The sequence below is a fragment of the Halorubrum sp. ARQ200 genome, from assembly GCF_005435115.1.
Classification (GTDB): domain Archaea; phylum Halobacteriota; class Halobacteria; order Halobacteriales; family Haloferacaceae; genus Halorubrum; species Halorubrum tropicale.
Genome location: NZ_SGTZ01000003.1, coordinates 301,905 through 318,190, shown reverse-complemented (window position 1 = coordinate 318,190; position 16,286 = coordinate 301,905). Strand labels below are relative to the sequence as shown.

The window sequence follows — 16,286 nt, the reverse complement described above, 5'->3', positions numbered from 1 at the left end:
CCGGGGCTCAGTCCAGCACGTGTTCGGTGTCGTACGAGCCGAGCACCTTGACCCAGCCCTTGTCGGCGATGGCCTCGACGTCCCCGACCGCCTTCGCCATGTGGTCCTCGTAGAGGCCGGCGTCCACGTCGAAGTGGAACAGGTAGTCGCCAAGGCGCTCGCCGCTCGGGCGCGACTCGATCCGGGAGAGGTTGAGGTTGCGGTCCGCGAACGCCTCCAGCAGTTCGAGGAGGAGCCCCGGGTAGTTCGCGTTCGGGTAGACGATCAGCGTCGTCTTGCCGCCGGCGTCGGAGCGCGCGGAGTCGGGCGCGACGACGAGGAACCGGGTCGCGTTGGAGGTCTGATCCTGGATGTCCGCGGCGAGGATGGAGAGGTCGTCGCCGGCGTTGTCCGGGTGGCCGATGCCGGCGACGCGGGCGTCCTCGCGGGCGCGCTCGACGCCGCGGGCGGTGGAGGCGACCGCCTCGAGGCCGGCGTCCGGGTACTCGGCCTCCAGCCAGTTGCGGCACTGCGCGAGCGCCTGCGAGTGGCTCGCGACGACCTCGAAGGCGTCGTCCTGCGCGAGGAGGGCGTGCCGGATCGGCGTGACGACCTCGCGGGTGACCGACACGTCGTACTCCGCGAGCGCGTCGAGGCTCTCCGTGACCGACCCCTCGATGCTGTTCTCGATGGGGACGACGCCGCGCTCGAACTCGCCGTCGGCGACGGCGTCGACGATGGCGGTGACCGATTCGCGGAACGACACCTCGGCGGCGACGGCGCGCGCGGCGCGGTGCGAGTACGTGCCGGCGGGGCCCAGGGTGACGGCGTTCATCACCCCACCGTACCGGGGGCGGTGAGAAAAGCCTGCGGGGCGCGGCGATGTTTCGGGTGCGTCCGGTCGGATTCGAGCCGCGGGGCAGGTCACTCCTCGTCCGGGTCGGTCGGCACGCCGCCGAGGTTCCCCTCGTCGTCGAACAGCTTCGCGCGGAGGAACCGCGTCCGGAAGCGGTTCGCGCCCTCCTTCGTGTCCGCCTCGCGGATCTCGTCGATCCGGCCGTCCGCGACGGCGTCGATAACCTCCTCGACCTGCTCCTTCTCGCTCGGGGTCAGCTCGAACTCGTAGGTCCGCGGCTGCTCGCTCTCCAGCCGCGTCCACTTCCGCGCGGCCGACACCACCACGGAGCAGGGCTCGCGGCAGGGGAAGGCGCCGTCGCCGCCGTCGACGTCGAGGTCCGTCTCGTCGTCGTACTCCCACTCGCGGCGCTTGAGGCACTGCGAGTCGTCGCAACAGGCCTCCGCGACCCAGTTGACGTGCTCGTACCCCTCGCCGCGGTCCCACGTCTTCACGACGCCGTAGATGCCCGACTGGCGCTCCATCGTCTCCCGCCAGTGGTTCACGTCGAGTTCGCCCTCGCGCTCGCGGTGCCAGTTGGCGACCGTCGCGGGGTATATCGTCTCGACCGTCTCGTAGAGCTCGCGGGGGCCGAGGTCGGGGAAGACCCAGCCGCCCGCGAGCGACGGCGCCGTCTTGAGGGGGCGGTACCGCCCCCTCTCGTCGAAGGTGACCAGGTCGCGCGCGTCGAGCGGGTCGTCGTACGCGTCGAGCTCGTCGACCGGGACGCCCGCGTCGTCGGCGTGACGCACGTCGTAGCGGCGCTCGCCGCGGTCGGTGAGCGTCGCGGTAATCTTCAGTTCGCCCCAGGCGCGCTCGATCCCGGCCGCGAGCGCCGCGTACCGGGTCGCGACGGTCTCGCCGTCGGCGTCCTCGATCCAGCGGAGGAAGGCCCGCCGGGGGCCGAACTCGCCGACGACGCGCTCGAAGACGTACCAGTCGGTGACGGCGGGCGCGCGCTCGGCGAGCGCCTCGTGGAGGTCGCGCTCGCTCATCCCGGTCGGCCGGCTCCCGTCGGCGAGGACGTACTCGTCGGGCGAGCCGCCGGGCAGCTCCTCGTCGGTGCCCTCGGTGCCGCGCGCGACGCTGAACCCCTCGAACCGCAGGGGCTCGCCGGGCTCTAACTCGTCGAGCGCGTCGAGGACCGCGTCGAACGCGTCGCTCGGGAGGTCGATCTCGGGGACCTCGGGGTCGTCGCCGCCCGCCTCGCCGCCGTCGGTCGCGGAGGTGGAGTCGGCCACGGTCAGTCCCCCGTGGCGACGCGGGTCGTCTCGCGCACGTCGTCGAGCGCGCTCCCGAGGTCGGCGCCGGCGTCGGCCGCGCGCTCCAAGACCACGTCGGCCATGAGCGGCTCCGTGCCGACCGCGCCGGCGTACCAGATCCGGGTGCCGTCGACCGTCTCGGGCACGTCGTACCCCTCGGTGTGGTCCTCGCAGAGGCCCACGTCCTCGGGGATGTCCTCCTGGGTGTGGTAGCCGTCGGCGATGAAGAGGGGGACCAGGACCACGTCGTCGCTCTCGAAGTGCTCGGGGAGGTCGTCGACCTCGGGGTCCTCGTCCATGTACAGCGCCTTCACCTCGTCGAAGCGGTCGCGCTCCGCGATCCGGTCGGCGTGGTACTCGATCGCCTTCGCGGAGTTCTCGTTGCGCTCGGTGCCGTGGCCGACGACCGCCAGGCCGAACCCCTCGCCCACGTCGGGGTCGTCCGTCACGGACTCGGCGCGCCGGACGATCACGTCGGTCATCGCGCGGTGGGTCCCCACCGGCCCGCAGTAGTGGACCTCGCGGTCGATGTCCTCGGCGACGAGCGTCGCCTGGTCCGCGGAGAGGCCGTCGGAGCCCCACTCGGAGACGTCCCAGCCGTCGAGCCGGAGCTCGCGCGGGATCACCTGCTCGGTGAAGTAGCCCTCCGAGACGAACAGCGGGACGACGTATATCTCGTCGCCCTCGACGGTGCGGAGCACCTCTCGGAAGTGCGGCTCCTCCTTCCAGAACCCGGTGCGGACCTCGTCGAAGGCACCGGTGGCGCGGATCGTGTCGGCGTGGTCGTACGTCGGCGCGCTCGACTCGGGGTTGAGATGGGAGCCGTGCGCGACGATGACGAGCGACTGCATACCCGTGCTGGGGCCGCGCCGCTATTAGGGACTTCGGAGGCTGCGGAGCGACGGGAACGTGGCGAGGCCGCGACTCGAGTGCGACCGGAAGCGCGGCGGCGGTCGACCGCCCGTCAGGCCGAGTCGGTCGTCGGCACCGCGTCGAGCGACGCCTCGACGACGCGGACCGCGTCCGGCCCGTCGCGCCGGCCGACGACGCAGACGAGCGCGTCTCCCGCGACCCCGGCGGCCGCGACGTCGACGTCCCGGACGGCCAGCCGGCGGAGCGCCGCCGCGAGCGCCCCGGCGTCGACGTCGCCGGTCGCGACGATCGCCGTGCGGTCGCCCTCCGGGACGAGCGCCGCGTCGCCGACGCGGAGGAGCGGCTCCCCGGCGTCGCCCTCGGTCGCGTCGTCGGCCGCCGAGAGCCCGACGCCGCTGCGCATCGAGACGGTCACCGCCCGCGACTCCGCGGCGTACGCGGGCAGGTCCTCACGGAAGCGGCGGAGGGCGGCCGCGACCGCGTCCGGGTCGCCGTCGAGGGGGGCGGCCTCGGCGAGCCACGCGGCCGCGGCGCTGTGGTTCAGGAGTCCGGCGCGGAGCGCGTCGAAGACGAACGGGCGCGATCGAACGGCCTCGCGGGTGTCGGCTGCCAGCGACATAACTCGACGTGCGGGCGTCCGCAGCAAGCCGATTTCGATCGCCGCGGGGCGAGGCGGGGAAATGGTCGGGACGACGATGTGGGATGGTCGCGACGAAGACGGAGGTCAGTCGTCGTCCTCGGAGACGGTCGCGGGCGGGACCGAGGTGCGGTTCGGCGCGCGGTCGGTGTCGTCGGCCGGCAGCGGCTCCTCGGACGCCGACAGCCACCGGACGAACCCGCCCATGGCAACGAGGCAGACGAGCGCGAACGGCGCGCCGGTCACGATCACCGACGACCGGAGCGCGGTCGCGCCGCCGACGACGACGAGGACCGAGGCAATAGCGCCCTGGAGGACGCCCCAGAACACGCGGTTCGCGCCCGACGGCTCCCGGCTCCCGCCGGTCGTGAGCATCCCGACCGCGAGCGTGGAGGAGTCGGCGGAGGTGAGGAAGAACGTCGTCACCAACACGAGGAACAGCAGCTGCCACAGCTCGCCGCCGGGGAACGCCCCGAAGATGACGTAGCCGGAGACGCCGTCGCCGAACTCGCCGACAGCGCCGAGGACGTCGACCGCACCGGACTCCTGAAGCCGGATCGAGGTCCCGCCGACGACGGTGAACCACAGCGCCGAGACCGCCGTCATCGTGCCGAACGCGGTGGCAACGACCGACCGGATCGTGCGGCCGCGGGAGATGCGCGCGAGGAACAGCCCGACGAACGGCGCCCACGCGATCCACCACGACCAGTAGAAGACGGTCCACGCGGCCGTCCACCCCGCGCCTCCCTCGACGCCGCTCCCGGTGAACAGGCTCATCTCGAAGAAGGAGGTCGCGTAGGTGCCGAGCGCCGCGACGCCGACGTTCAGCACGTCGGTCGTCGGTCCGGCGACGAGCGCGACGCCGAGCAGCAGCGTCATGATCGCGATGTTGAACACGGAGAGGCGGCGGATGCCGCGGCTGACGCCGGCCACCAACGAGAGGGTGAACAGGACCGTGATCCCGACGATGACCGCGACGGTCTCCGCGTCGCCGAAGGCGATCCCGGTGCGGAACGTGACGCCCGTCAGGAGCTGCGTCGCGATGAAGCCGAGTCCGGTCGCGATGCCGCCGATGGTGGCGATGACCGCGAGCGTGTCGACCGTCCGGGCGACGACGCCGTCGAGCCGGTCGGGACCGAGCACGGGGTACAGCGCCGTCGACACCCGGAACGGAGCGTCGTGCCGGTAGGCGAAGTACGCGACCGGAATGCCGATCGCGAGGTACCCGCCCCAGGCGCTGACGCCGTAGTGGAAGACCGTGTACGCGACCGCGGGCACCGCCGCCGCGCTCGACTCCGCGGCCACCTCGCCCGCGAACAGCGGCGGGACGGTCTGGTAGTGTAACAGCGCCTCCACGGGACCGAAGAAGACGATGCCGGCCGACAGCCCGGCCGAGAAGAACATCGCCACGTACGACGCCGTCCCGTACTCGGGGTCGCCCTCGCCGAGGCGGACGCGTCCGTAGCGACTGACGAGGAGGTAGCCAGCGGCCCCGACCAGCGCGAGCACCGTGCCGAGGTAGAGCCATGCGAGCCCCTGGCCGAACGTGACGAACGCCGCGTCGATCGCGGCGGCGGCGCCTTCCGTGTCGGCCGCCGTGTACGCGAGGAACGCGAACGTTGCCAGCGCGCCGGCGGCGAAGGGCACGGGATCGACCTCGGATCTGAACGAGCGTATCGACTCGACGACGGAGCGTCCATTCATAAACGAGTGGGTATCGATCAGCAGGGGCTCAACCGGGTTAAACCTGTTTCCGAGCGCGTGTACGTCCGTTTTCGTCCGCGCACCGCGGTCGGAAATCGACGGCGGACCGTCACCGTCGTCGGCCGCGCCGATCCGGCGGCGCGCGGGCGGCAGAGATTCGTGTCGCCGGCCCGTATCCGCGGCCGTGAACCACGTCCCGAACGAGGCGCTGGCCGCGATCGACGCGTTCGGCGAGGGGCACCTCCGCGGCGACCCGCCGCCGGTCCGCGAGCGGTTGCGCTCGGACCTCCGGATCCGGATCGAGGTCAACGACGACGGGCGGACCGCGCGGTGTCGGTTCGAGACGGAGTACACCCGGACGCCGCCGACGCTCCGTGACCGGGATTCGTTCCTCGTCACCTACGTCGACGGGGTCGACGAGCGGCTCCACGAGTGGGGGATCGAGCCCCCGCCCGCGTACGAGTACCGCGAGACTGTCGACGGCACGCACCGGTACGAGGGGACGCTGACGCTCCCGTGACGCCGCGGTCCCGAAGCGCGGCACCGCGGGCCGGAATTTATGCCGGCGTCGGCCGGACGGCACGGTGTGCTGCTCACGACCGCCTTCGTCTTCCACGTGCTCTCCGGCGCCCTGTGGACCGGCGCGACGCTGTACGTCGTCTACGCGACCCTGCCGCGGGCGGCCGACGGGACGCTCGGCCGCGCCGCGTTCGTCGACGCCGCCCACCGGCTCCTCATGGTCACGCGGTGGACCGGCGTCGTCCTCCCGGTCACCGGCGCGTACATGATCTGGCGGTTGTACACGCCGCTCGGGACCCTCGCGACGACCGGCCGGGGGTGGGCCGTCCTCGCGATGCTGTCGCTGTGGGGCGCGATGAACGGGCTCGTCGAACTGGGCGTCCTCCGGATGCGCCGCGAGGTCGACCCCGACCTCGGGTGGGGCCGGTACATGGCCGAGGGGTTCCCGGTCGACGCCCTCGCCGGGGTCGGCGGCGTCCCGGGGTCCGCCCGGCTGGCCTCCGTCGCCCGTCCCTACCTGCTCGCGAGCGCGGGGCTGGCCGTCCTGTTGCTCGTCGACGCCGCGCTCCTGGCCGGCGGGATACCGGGATAACGGTCCCGCGGAACGCGAGTATATAAATGCCGCCGAATCGGCGCTCTCGCGCCGACAGAGGGGAATGCTAACCCTCCGCATGGATTTCGGCCCGAGGCGGCGGAGTCCGGTGTTTTCGAGCGAGTCGTTCCGTCGCAGACGGGCTGCGGGCGATAGCCCCTCAACGAGGGATTTATATAGAATCACAATCAATCAAACGCTGTATGAGTCAGCGAATGCAGCAGGGCCAGCCGATGATCATCATGGGCGAGGACGCCCAGCGCGTCCAGGACAAGGACGCTCAGGAGTACAACATCTCCGCGGCGCGCGGCGTCGCCGAGTCGGTCCGCTCGACGCTCGGACCGAAGGGGATGGACAAGATGCTCGTCAACTCGATGGGGGACGTCACCATCACGAACGACGGCGTCACCATCCTCCAGGAGATGGACATCGACAACCCGACCGCCGAGATGGTCGTGGAGGTCGCCGAGACCCAGGAGGACGAGGCCGGCGACGGGACGACCAGCGCGGTCGCCATCGCAGGCGAGCTGCTGAAGAACGCGCAGGACCTCCTCGAACAGGACATCCACCCGACGGCGGTGATCAAGGGCTTCAACCTCGCGAGCGAGTACGCACGCGAGCAGGTCGACGAGGTCGCGACCGCCGTCGACCCCGACGACACGGAGACCCTGCGTAACGTCGCCGAGACCTCCATGACGGGCAAGGGCGCCGAGCTCGACAAGGACGTGCTCGCCGACCTCGTCGTCCGCGCGGTACAGGGCGTCACCGTCGAGGCCGACGACGGCTCCCACGTGGTCGACCTGGCCAACCTCAACATCGAGACGCGCACCGGCCGCGCGGCGGGCGAGTCCCGCCTCCTCTCCGGCGCGGCGATCGACAAGGACCCCGTCCACGAGGACATGCCGACCGACTTCGACGCGGCCGACGTCCTCCTCCTCAACGACCCGATCGAGGTCGAGGAGGCGGACGTCGACACCTCGGTCAACGTCGACTCACCGGACCAGCTCCAGAAGTTCCTCGACCAAGAGGAACAGCAGCTCCGCGAGAAGGTCGACCAGATCGTCGACTCCGGCGCCGACGTGGTCTTCTGTCAGAAGGGCATCGACGACCTCGCGCAGCACTACCTCGCGAAGGAGGGCGTGCTGGCGGTCCGCCGCACGAAGAAGTCCGACCTGACGTTCCTGAAGAACGTCCTCGGCGCGCCGATCGTCACGGACCTCGACTCGCTTACCGCCGACGACCTCGCGGTCGGCTCCGTCGAGCGCGACGACGACGAGGAGCTGTTCTACGTCGAGGGCGAGGACGCCCACGGCGTCACGCTCCTCCTGTACGGCACCACCGACCACGTCGTCGACGAGCTCGAACGCGGCATCCAGGACGCGCTCGACGTCGTCTCGACGACCGTCTCCGACGGGCGCACCCTGCCCGGCGGCGGCGCGGTCGAGGTCGAGATCGCGCGCCGCCTGCGCGACTACGCCGACTCCGTCGAGGGGCGCGAGCAGCTCGCCGTCGAGGCGTTCGCCGACTCCCTCGAACTGATCCCCCGCGTGCTCGCCGAGAACGCGGGCCTCGACGCGATCGACCTGCTGGTCGACCTGCGCGCGGCCCACGAGGCGGGCGACCGGAACGCCGGGCTCGACGTGTTCGCCGGCGAGGTCGTCGACACGGCCGACGCGGGCGTCGTCGAGACGGCACACGCGAAGGAGCAGGCGATCGCCTCCGCGGCCGAGGCGGCGAACCTGGTCCTGAAAATCGACGACATCATCTCGGCGGGCGACCTCTCGACGTCGGGCGGCGACGACGAGGGCGGCGCCCCCGGCGGCGGCATGGGCGGCATGGGCGGCATGGGCGGCGCGATGTGACGCCCGTCGGAGACGAATTCCCACAGCCCGTCAGGCGCCGCCTGACGACGCCGACGTAGCCGGGGTCATTCGGACCTCGACGCCCGCGCCGACCGCGATCGCTCGACGACTGCCCCTCACGCGCTCCGAGTTTTCCCCGTTTTTCCACCCGCGCCGTAGCGTCCCACAGGCCCGAGTCCGCGACCGGGACGGGCCGGCCGTGCGCGCCGGACGCATCCGCGGCCGCACCTCTTTACGGGCCCGGGCCGTACAGTCGGGCGATGGCAAACCTAACGCTCTACGAGCTTGAGGGCTGTCCGTACTGCGCGAAGGTGAAGACGAAGCTGTCGGAGCTCGACTTGGAGTACGAGTCGGTGATGGTGCCGCGGTCGCACGGTGACCGGACGGAGGTCGAGGAGGTCTCCGGACAGACCGGCGTCCCGGTCCTCGTCGACGAGGACCACGGGATCGAGGGGATGTCCGAGAGCGACGACATCGTCGAGTACCTCGAAGAGACGTACGGCGGCGCGAGCTGAGGCCGGCGCGATCGGCCCGCGACGGAGCCGGCTGAGCCCGGCCCCGCAACGAGAGGCTATTTATCCGCCCAGGGCGAGGTGGCGGCCGTGCGACTCGTTCACCGTCCCGGGTCGGGGGGAGAGACCGTCCTCGCGAGCGACGTCGACGTCGCGCGCTCGACGCTCGAACAGGCCCGAGGCCTGATGTTCCGGCGTTCGATCCCGGACGACTACGGCCTGGTCTTCCCCTTCGACGAGGCCGACACGCAGTGGCTCCACATGCTGTTCGTGCCGTTCGCGATCGACGCGGTGTGGCTCGCGGACGGCGAGGTGACGGAGAAGAAGCGGCTCGCGCCGTTCGTCGGGCTGGGCCGCGGCCGCGCGGACACCGTCGTCGAACTGCCGGCGGGCGCGGCCGAGTCGGTGGCGGTCGGCGACGAGCTGCGGCTGGTCGAGTGAGCGGGAGCCGCCCGGGACCTACGGACCGTCCTCGAAGGCGTCGGGGTCGAACACGTCCGCGTCCCCGGAGCGCGGCTCGTCCGCGACGCGCAGCGACAGCTCGATCCGGCTGCCGCCGGCCTTGCTCTCGACGATGTCGAGGCTCCCGCCGCCCGCGGTGACGATCCAGTTCACGTACCAGAGCCCGAGCCCGCTCGCGTGGTCAAGCGGCGTCTCCTCGCCGGTGAGCACGGCGCGCTCCGCCGGCGGGATCCCCGGGCCGTCGTCCGCGACGACGAGCGAGACCCACGACTCGCTCGGCAGCTCCGCCGCCGAGATCCGCACCCGCGGGTCGGCCGCGTCGTTGTGGCGGACCGCGTTGTCGACGAGTTCGGTGATCGCCTCGGGGAGGAATGCGACCGCGGAGACGACGATCCCCTCGGGGACGTCCACCTCGACGGCGGCGCGCTCGCGGAGGTCCGCCGGGAGCGATTCGAGCGCCGCCTCGACCGCGGCAGAGAGCGCGACCGGCCGCGGCGAGGGGCGCTGGGAGAGCAGCCGCTCAACCTTGCGCGAGGTCTCGCCGAGGCGCAGCAGCCGCTCGGCGGTGTCGACGACCCGTTCGAGCTGCCCCGTGAGCTCTGGGTCGTCGACGGCCTCGATCGCCTGACCGGTGAACCCGGTGACGACGTTGAGGTCGTTCCGGAAGTTGTGCCGCAGCACGCGGGTCAGCACCGCGAGCCGCTCCTCCCGGAGCGACGCCTCCGTGAGGTCCTCGCCGACGCCGACGGCGCCGACGACTCGGTCGCCGTCGGTGACGGGACCGACCGAGAGCCGGTAGGGGACGCGCTCGCCGGAGCGGGTGAGCAGCCGCACCTCGCAGGAGACGGTCTCGCCCGCCCGGTACACCCGCGAGAGCGACTCGCTCACGCGGCCGCGCGTCTCCTCGTCGAACAGCGAAGTGAGCGCCCGCCCCGAGAGCGACGCGGGGTCGTAGCCGGAGTCGGCCGCCAGCCGGTCGTTCCACCGCGAGAGCGTCCCCTCCTCGGTACAGCGGAACAGCGCGAGCGGGACGGTCTCGGCGAGCGCGTCGACGATCCGGCGCTCGCCGTCGCGCTCGCTCTCGGCGGCGACCCGGTCGGTGGCGTCCGAGAGCCCGACGACGAGCCACTCGTCGCCGGCGATGGTCGCCGCGTGGAGCGCCGCGTCGACCCGCAGCCCCGGGTCGCCGAGCCGGAGGTCCCACTCGAACCGCTCGACTCGGTCGTCAGCGCCGTCCGACGCGGGAGGGTCGACGGCCGCCGCGGCGACGGCGGCGACGGACTCCCCCGAGACGGTGACCGCTGTCTCGCCCAGGTCGGGGAGGCCCATCAGCGTCAGCGTGCCGCGGTCGTGGTCGAGCAGGTCGACCGCGGGAGCGTTCGCGGCGCGGATCGCCAGCGTCTCGGGGTCACAGACGAGCGTCGGCGTCGGGACCGCCCCGACGAACGCCCGGAGGATACCGGTCGCGGCGGCGTCGCTCGACGACGACCCCTCGGCCGGAGAATCCCCGTTCCCGTCTCGCATCTAACGGTGATCGAAACACTCCGCGCATATGTGTTTATGGATTTATGAGTCGCGGCGGCCGCGCGACGGCGCTCGGCCCGAGCGGGGTCAGTCCGCCTTCGCCTGCCAGTCGCGGACGGTGTCGGCGCCGACGCCGTCGACGTCGGCCGCGAGGTCGTCCGGGTCGGCGGACTTGAGGTCGTCGACGCCGCCGACGCCGGCGTCATTGAGCTTCTCGGCGGTCTTCTCCCCGATCCCCTCGACGGTCTGCAGCTCCGAGCCCTCCTGGCGGGCCGTGAACTCGCGGTAGTTACAGATCGGGCAGCCGAGCTCCCAGGGGTCGTCGCCGGAGTGGACCCGGAGGTGCGGGAGGTCGTGTTCCTCGCAGGTCTCGTCGGTGACCTCGATCTCGCCGCGCCGCGGGAGCGGCAGCGAGTAGTCGCAGTCGGGGTAGCGCGTACAGCCGACGAGCCGCGAGCCGGACCGGAGCCGCTTGATCGCGAGCTCGCCGCCGTGTTCCTCCCCGCAGTCGGGACACGCCCCGATCACCTCGTCCTCCTGCTCGTCGGCCTCGTCCGCCTTACACTGCGGGCAGCCGTGGACGAACGTCTTCCGTCCGGCGAGCATCTTCACGTGGCGGAGGTCGTGGTCCTCGCAGCTCTCGTCGAGGAGGAGCGGCTTCCCGGTCGACGGGAGCGGGAGGGTGTACTCGCAGTCGGGGTAGCCGTCGCAGCCGACGAAGTACGACCCCCGGCGCGACTTCCGGACGAGCAGGTCCGAGCCGCACTCCGGACAGGGCCCGAGCGTCTTGTCGGCCTTCAGCGACGTCTGGAGGTGGTCGCCGACCGCCTCGCGCGACGCGGTGAGGTCGTCGAACACGCGCGAGAGCAGCTCGCGGGAGTCAGCCGTCACCTCGTCGTAGCCCTTCTCGCCCGCGGCGATGGCCGCCATGTCTTCTTCGAGCTGGGCGGTCATCTCCTCGCTCACGATGCGGTCGGCGAACTCCTCGGCGGCCTCGACGACCGCCTCGGCGAGCCGGGTCGGTCGCGGCGGGTCGCTCTCGACGTAGTTGCGGTCGTACAGCTTCTCGATCGTCCGGTGGCGGGTCGCCTTCGTCCCGAGCTGCCGCTTCTCCATCTCCTCGATGAGCCGCGACTGCCCGTACCGCCGGGGCGGCTGCGTCTCCTTGGCCTCGGTGGCCCGGTCCGACAGCGACAGCGTCTCGCCGACCTCGACGTCCGGCACGATCCGCTCGTCGCTGGAGCGGTACGGGTACACGTCGTGGTAGCCGGCCTCGAGCAGCCGCTTCCCGTTGGCCTTCAGCCGCAGCCCGCCGTCCGCGACGAGGTCGGCCGGCCCGGCCGCGTCCTCGGGGTCGCGGAGCGCGGCGAGCCCGTCCGCGTCCGCGGCGATCGGCGTCGCCTCGCCGTTCGCGAGCGCGACCACGCGCAGCCGCTCCCAGGTGGCCGGGTCGGCGCAGGTGGCGAGGAAGCGGCGGACGATCAGCTCGTACACCTCCCACTCGTCGTCGGAGAGGTCCGACGCCGACGGGAGCTCGCCGGTCGGGTGGATCGGCGGGTGGTCCGTCGTCTCCTCGTCGCCCTCGGTCGGCTCGATGTCGCCGTCGCCGTCGAGCAGGCTCGCGGCGTCCGCGCCGAACGTCGAGGCCGCCGAGAGGTCCTCGATCAGTTCCTCGGGCTCAAGATCGTCCGGGTACACCGTGTTGTCGGTCCGGGGGTAGGTGACGTAGCCGGCGGTGTAGAGGTCCTCGGCGAGCGACATGGCGCGCTGCGCGGAGTGGCCGAGCGACCCCGCCGCGCGGATGAACGCGGTGGTGTTGAACGGCGTCGGCGGGTCGTCGGTCTGCGTGCGGCGGTCGACGTCGTCGACGGTCGCCGCCTCGGCCGCGGCGAGCGCCTCGGTGAGCGTGTCGGCGACCGCCTCGTCCCAGACGCGCTCGCGCTCGTTGCCCTCGTCGTTCAGGTAGAAGTAGCGCGCCTCGAACGGGTCGCCGCCCGCCTTCGCTAACTCGCCCGTCAGCTCCCAGTAGGACTCGGGGTCGAACGCCTGGATCTCCCGCTCGCGGTCGACGATGAGCTTGAGCGTCGGCCCCTGGACCCGGCCGACGGAGATGAAGTCGTCGCCCATCTGTCGGGCGGACAGCGAGAGGAAGCGGGTCAGGGCGGCGCCCCACGTCAGGTCGATGGTCTGGCGGGCCTCGCCGGCGGCCGCCAGCTCGAAGTCGAGGTCGTCGGGGTTCGCGAACGCCTCTCGGACCTCGTTTTCCGTGATCGACGAGAAGCGCACGCGGTCGACGGGCACGTCCTCGTTGACCTCGCGGACGAGCTCGTACGCCTCCTTGCCGATCAGCTCGCCCTCGCGGTCGTAGTCGGTCGCGATGACGACCCGGGAGGCGTTGCGCGCGAGCCGGCGCAGCGCGGCGACGATCCCCTCCTGCGTCGGCGTCTTCGTGACGGGCGCGTCGATCAGCTCGACCGGCTCCACGTCGCGCCAGTCGTTGTACTCGGCGGGGAAGTCGACGCCGACGACGTGGCCGGAGAGCCCGATACACCGCTTGCCGCCCCACTCGTAGACGTTGACGTCGTTGGTCCGCTCCGCGGTCGCGGACTCGCCGCTCAGGATGTCGGCGATGCGCCGCGCCGCGTTGTCTTTCTCCGTGATGATCAGCTCGGGGCCGCGACTCATTGCGCCGAGATAGGCCGCTCCCCCGTCTAAAGCTTTCGCGACGCGAGACTGCCGGCAGGCTCGGGGGCGAACGAACGGCGAGAAGGGACCCGAGGGCGGCCGCTCACCGGGCCGCGTCGTCGGACTCGGCGAGGAACTCCGCGTCGGTCTCCTCTCCGTACGGCTCCGGGGGTTCGTCGTCCGCGTCGAGTTCGCGCCGTGCGAGGTGGTTCTCGAGTTGGCGGCGCTTGTTCCTCCCTTTCCGCTCGCGGCCCGATTTCGTGTCTGGCATCGTCACCCGTGACAACTACACCCACACATATGAGTCTTGTGTCGGTGTGTAGACGAGCCAGCAGTGACGCTCAGGGGTGGCGCGTGCCTGCGAGCGGCCACAGGCCGCGAGCAGCACCGCGCGAGGGAGTCAGTCGCCGGAGCGAAGCGGAGGCGACTGACGAGGCTGGGGAGGCGTGAGGCGCTGTGCGGTCGCTGTCGGGTGGGACTCAAAGGGGCAACCGTGAGGCGTTCGGAGGCGACGCAAGCACCGCAGCGAAGGAGCGGAGCGACTGAGCGAGGAGCGCAGCGAGCGTCCGAACGCCTCACGGTTGGGGCTTTGGAGGCACTCACCGTCGATCCGCGGTCGATTAGTTATAAACCGGCCAACAGCGATGTCCCGCCGGAGCTCAACACCGAGTCTCTCTGGACACGAACCTGCCGGCCGGATCGACGAAGACTGAGATGCCACCGGCAATTCGGGCATAGACCACCACGTAGATACAGCCGCCGTAATCCTCACCAAGAGGCTGGGTAAGGACGGTATCATCCTCGGACGAGTCGGGACTGTCGTCGGGATACCCCGCTTTCACGTCCAGCCACAGCGGCTCGTCACCGTTCCCGAACGGACCTTCGACGACAGCTAAATTTCCGTCACCCCTTTCGGACGCATCGACCTCGAACGAGTCCCAATAGAGTACGTTTTCGGCGGATCGCAGAACGACTTCGAACGTTCGCGCGACGTCTTGACCGTTTGCGATCTCGATTGTGTCGACGACCGTGGGGTCGTTGTCGCTCTCCGTGGAATCACCGCGGAGGTCGGTACAGCCGGCGAGACCGACGAACCCGACACTGCCGAGGCTCGCGAGGAGCTTACGACGGTCAGTAGAGATATGGGGGACCATTCGCTCAACGGATCTATTTCGGATAGATCTGTTTGTAGTTTTTCACCGTATTTCCGTACTGAATACAAGACAGAAGCGCATCGCGCTCCGAGGATTTCAACGGACTCGAACTGGGTAGACTCGATAATTCCGGACTCGCTCGTCGCTGTCGCTCCTCGCTCGTTGTTGCGACAGCGAAGCGCCAGGAGAGGGATTTGAACCTCAGTCGTTTCGCTCGCTTCGCTCGCTTCACTCCCTGATTCAAATCCACTCAGTTGGGTTTTCGACGAACGGCTCGCTACGCTCGCCGTGTCGTTCGTCGAAAACGCCAGGAGAGGGATTTGAACCCCCGATCCCGGATGGGAACACGCTTTCCAGGCGTGCGCCTTACCACTCGGCCATCCTGGCTCACGCGAAGATAATCCGGTGCGACTGTTAAGTCCTTCTTTTCGCGCGCACCCGGACCTCGGCGAGATACGTAATACCGGTCGACGCGACCGCGACCGCGAGCGCGACGAGCGCCAGCCCGCCGAGACCGAGCGGTAGCGATCCGGGACCGAGGAGCCGGTACCCCTGCGCGAGCACGAGGAAGGCGAACCCGCCGACGATCCCCCACAGCGCCGCGGAGCGCGCTCGGGCACGCGGGGTGGCCGGCGCGCCGGGCGCGGGGACGGACCCGTCGGTCGCGGCGTCCGACTCGCTCTCCGACCCGCCCTCGCCGTCGGCCATCTACTCGACGACGGCGACGGCCTCGATCTCGACGCCCGCCCCCTTCGGGAGCGCGCCGGCCTCGACCGCGGAGCGGGCCGGCGGCGACGCGTCGAAGTAGTCGGCGTACGTCTCGTTCATCGCGTCGAAGTCGCCGATGTCGGCCATGAACACCGTCGTCTTGAGCACGTCCTCGGGACCGGCGCCGGCCTCCTCCAGCACCGCGAGGAGGTTGTCGAGCGCCTGCTCCGTCTGGACCGCGATCGGGGCGTCGTCGAGCAGGTCGCCCGCGGGCGTCAGCGGGATCTGCCCGGCCGTGAACACGAGGTCGCCGTCGGTCGTCGCCTGGCTGTACGCGCCCACCGCCGCCGGGGCGTCGTCCGTGTGGATCGTCTCTTTCATGCGGGTGCGCCTTCGACCGGCGGCCTCAAGAGTACTCTGGAGCGGGACCGCCGGTCGGCGCGGGGCCCGGATCGCGGTCGCGGACGGTCGGAATCACCGTCAGACACAAGCGCATGGAATGGTAACACGCCACGTATGACGGGAGACCAGCTCCTGCCGCTCGCCGCGATATTCGTCGGCGTGGCGGCGCTGAACCTCGCGGTGACGTGGCTGCTCGTCCGGCGGAACCGCGACCCGGCGGAGCTGCTCGGTTCGGCCGCGGCCCGGTCGTCGGACGGCGACGGCGAGGGGCCCGAGGTCGGACCGACGCTCGCGCTCGACGGCGACGCCGGCTCGGCGAGCGGGGCGGGGGAGCCCGACGGGGGCGACCCGCCGCCGCTGGACGCCGACGGCGAGACCGTCGTCTGCCGGCACTGCGGCGCGGAGAACCGGGCGGGGTACCGGTACTGCCGGTGGTGCGTCCGGTCGGGGTTCGTCGACGAGGACGCCGGCGTCACCGCGGGGACCGCGATGGCCGACCGGTCGCTGTGAGCGGTC

Annotated in this window: 17 protein-coding genes and 1 tRNA gene; 6 read left to right on the top strand and 12 right to left on the bottom strand. The window is 71.1% G+C overall.

Annotated features, from left to right (window positions below; all coding sequences use genetic code 11):
- Positions 1–7 precede the first annotated feature (7 nt).
- The 5 genes from pheA to EXE50_RS07000 all read right to left on the bottom strand — a co-directional run bounded on the left by pheA (position 8) and on the right by EXE50_RS07000 (position 5,350).
- The gene (gene pheA, locus EXE50_RS07020; protein ID WP_053771859.1) at positions 8–814 is read right to left on the bottom strand and encodes a prephenate dehydratase; all 807 of its coding nucleotides are present in this window, start codon (positions 812–814) and stop codon (positions 8–10) included.
- Between the two features lie 89 nt (positions 815–903).
- The gene (locus tag EXE50_RS07015) at positions 904–2,115 is read right to left on the bottom strand and encodes a DR2241 family protein (RefSeq protein WP_137704697.1); all 1,212 of its coding nucleotides are present in this window, start codon (positions 2,113–2,115) and stop codon (positions 904–906) included.
- 2 nt (positions 2,116–2,117) lie between these two features.
- Positions 2,118–2,987 (bottom strand): CbiX/SirB N-terminal domain-containing protein, encoded by an 870-nt coding sequence (locus tag EXE50_RS07010; protein WP_121600983.1) that lies wholly within the window; start codon positions 2,985–2,987, stop codon positions 2,118–2,120.
- Between the two features lie 113 nt (positions 2,988–3,100).
- A complete protein-coding gene (locus EXE50_RS07005; protein WP_053771862.1) occupies positions 3,101–3,628 on the bottom strand; it encodes a hypothetical protein in 528 nt (175 codons plus the stop codon).
- Between the two features lie 105 nt (positions 3,629–3,733).
- A complete protein-coding gene (locus EXE50_RS07000; RefSeq protein ID WP_137704696.1) occupies positions 3,734–5,350 on the bottom strand; it encodes a BCCT family transporter in 1,617 nt (538 codons plus the stop codon).
- Between the two features lie 184 nt (positions 5,351–5,534).
- Here EXE50_RS07000 and EXE50_RS06995 point away from each other — a divergent pair, with 184 nt between their 5' ends.
- From EXE50_RS06995 to EXE50_RS06975, 5 genes are all read left to right on the top strand, one after another.
- Positions 5,535–5,870 (top strand): hypothetical protein, encoded by a 336-nt coding sequence (locus EXE50_RS06995; protein WP_053771864.1) that lies wholly within the window; start codon positions 5,535–5,537, stop codon positions 5,868–5,870.
- Positions 5,871–5,936: 66 nt separating this feature from the next.
- Positions 5,937–6,461 carry a copper resistance protein CopD gene (locus tag EXE50_RS06990; protein WP_137704695.1) on the top strand — a complete coding sequence of 175 codons (525 nt, stop codon included), beginning with the start codon at positions 5,937–5,939 and terminating at the stop codon, positions 6,459–6,461.
- A gap of 215 nt (positions 6,462–6,676) precedes the next feature.
- A complete protein-coding gene (gene thsB / locus EXE50_RS06985) occupies positions 6,677–8,323 on the top strand; it encodes a thermosome subunit beta (protein WP_137704708.1) in 1,647 nt (548 codons plus the stop codon).
- A 260-nt stretch (positions 8,324–8,583) separates the two neighbouring features.
- Positions 8,584–8,838 carry a glutathione S-transferase N-terminal domain-containing protein gene (locus EXE50_RS06980; protein ID WP_053771866.1) on the top strand — a complete coding sequence of 85 codons (255 nt, stop codon included), beginning with the start codon at positions 8,584–8,586 and terminating at the stop codon, positions 8,836–8,838.
- Positions 8,839–8,916: 78 nt separating this feature from the next.
- Positions 8,917–9,276, top strand: coding sequence for a DUF192 domain-containing protein (locus EXE50_RS06975; protein WP_121600986.1), 360 nt, complete (start codon positions 8,917–8,919; stop codon positions 9,274–9,276).
- An 18-nt stretch (positions 9,277–9,294) separates the two neighbouring features.
- On the opposite strand, the gene EXE50_RS06970 is transcribed toward EXE50_RS06975, so the two are convergent.
- The 7 genes from EXE50_RS06970 to EXE50_RS06945 all read right to left on the bottom strand — a co-directional run bounded on the left by EXE50_RS06970 (position 9,295) and on the right by EXE50_RS06945 (position 15,749).
- The gene (locus tag EXE50_RS06970) at positions 9,295–10,821 is read right to left on the bottom strand and encodes an ATP-binding protein (RefSeq protein WP_137704694.1); all 1,527 of its coding nucleotides are present in this window, start codon (positions 10,819–10,821) and stop codon (positions 9,295–9,297) included.
- Positions 10,822–10,908: 87 nt separating this feature from the next.
- Entirely contained in the window at positions 10,909–13,506 is a 2,598-nt protein-coding gene (locus EXE50_RS06965) for a DNA topoisomerase (RefSeq protein WP_137704693.1), read from the bottom strand.
- Positions 13,507–13,609: 103 nt separating this feature from the next.
- A complete protein-coding gene (locus EXE50_RS17380) occupies positions 13,610–13,777 on the bottom strand; it encodes a hypothetical protein (RefSeq protein ID WP_167551904.1) in 168 nt (55 codons plus the stop codon).
- A gap of 388 nt (positions 13,778–14,165) precedes the next feature.
- Positions 14,166–14,660 (bottom strand): hypothetical protein, encoded by a 495-nt coding sequence (locus EXE50_RS06960; RefSeq protein ID WP_137704692.1) that lies wholly within the window; start codon positions 14,658–14,660, stop codon positions 14,166–14,168.
- Between the two features lie 305 nt (positions 14,661–14,965).
- A tRNA-Ser gene (locus EXE50_RS06955) sits at positions 14,966–15,047 on the bottom strand.
- Positions 15,048–15,074: 27 nt separating this feature from the next.
- Positions 15,075–15,368 (bottom strand): hypothetical protein, encoded by a 294-nt coding sequence (locus EXE50_RS06950; RefSeq protein ID WP_137704691.1) that lies wholly within the window; start codon positions 15,366–15,368, stop codon positions 15,075–15,077.
- Entirely contained in the window at positions 15,369–15,749 is a 381-nt protein-coding gene (locus EXE50_RS06945) for a Rid family detoxifying hydrolase (protein ID WP_137704690.1), read from the bottom strand.
- 135 nt (positions 15,750–15,884) lie between these two features.
- Here EXE50_RS06945 and EXE50_RS06940 point away from each other — a divergent pair, with 135 nt between their 5' ends.
- Positions 15,885–16,280, top strand: coding sequence for a zinc ribbon domain-containing protein (locus EXE50_RS06940; RefSeq protein WP_137704689.1), 396 nt, complete (start codon positions 15,885–15,887; stop codon positions 16,278–16,280).
- The last annotated feature ends 6 nt before the right edge of the window (positions 16,281–16,286 follow it).

Excerpts from the sequence above, each read along its gene's own strand:
- pheA (WP_053771859.1), bottom strand. The coding sequence starts at position 814 with ATGAACGCCGTCACCCTGGGCCCCGCCGGCACGTACTCGCACCGCGCC.
- EXE50_RS07010 (WP_121600983.1), bottom strand. The coding sequence starts at position 2,987 with ATGCAGTCGCTCGTCATCGTCGCGCACGGCTCCCATCTCAACCCCGAG.
- EXE50_RS07005 (WP_053771862.1), bottom strand. The coding sequence starts at position 3,628 with ATGTCGCTGGCAGCCGACACCCGCGAGGCCGTTCGATCGCGCCCGTTC.
- EXE50_RS07000 (WP_137704696.1), bottom strand. The coding sequence starts at position 5,350 with ATGAATGGACGCTCCGTCGTCGAGTCGATACGCTCGTTCAGATCCGAG.
- thsB (WP_137704708.1), top strand. The coding sequence starts at position 6,677 with ATGCAGCAGGGCCAGCCGATGATCATCATGGGCGAGGACGCCCAGCGC.
- EXE50_RS06980 (WP_053771866.1), top strand. The coding sequence starts at position 8,584 with ATGGCAAACCTAACGCTCTACGAGCTTGAGGGCTGTCCGTACTGCGCG.
- EXE50_RS06970 (WP_137704694.1), bottom strand. The coding sequence starts at position 10,821 with ATGCGAGACGGGAACGGGGATTCTCCGGCCGAGGGGTCGTCGTCGAGC.
- EXE50_RS06965 (WP_137704693.1), bottom strand. The coding sequence starts at position 13,506 with ATGAGTCGCGGCCCCGAGCTGATCATCACGGAGAAAGACAACGCGGCG.
- EXE50_RS17380 (WP_167551904.1), bottom strand. The coding sequence starts at position 13,777 with ATGCCAGACACGAAATCGGGCCGCGAGCGGAAAGGGAGGAACAAGCGC.
- EXE50_RS06960 (WP_137704692.1), bottom strand. The coding sequence starts at position 14,660 with ATGGTCCCCCATATCTCTACTGACCGTCGTAAGCTCCTCGCGAGCCTC.
- EXE50_RS06950 (WP_137704691.1), bottom strand. The coding sequence starts at position 15,368 with ATGGCCGACGGCGAGGGCGGGTCGGAGAGCGAGTCGGACGCCGCGACC.
- EXE50_RS06945 (WP_137704690.1), bottom strand. The coding sequence starts at position 15,749 with ATGAAAGAGACGATCCACACGGACGACGCCCCGGCGGCGGTGGGCGCG.
- EXE50_RS06940 (WP_137704689.1), top strand. The coding sequence starts at position 15,885 with ATGACGGGAGACCAGCTCCTGCCGCTCGCCGCGATATTCGTCGGCGTG.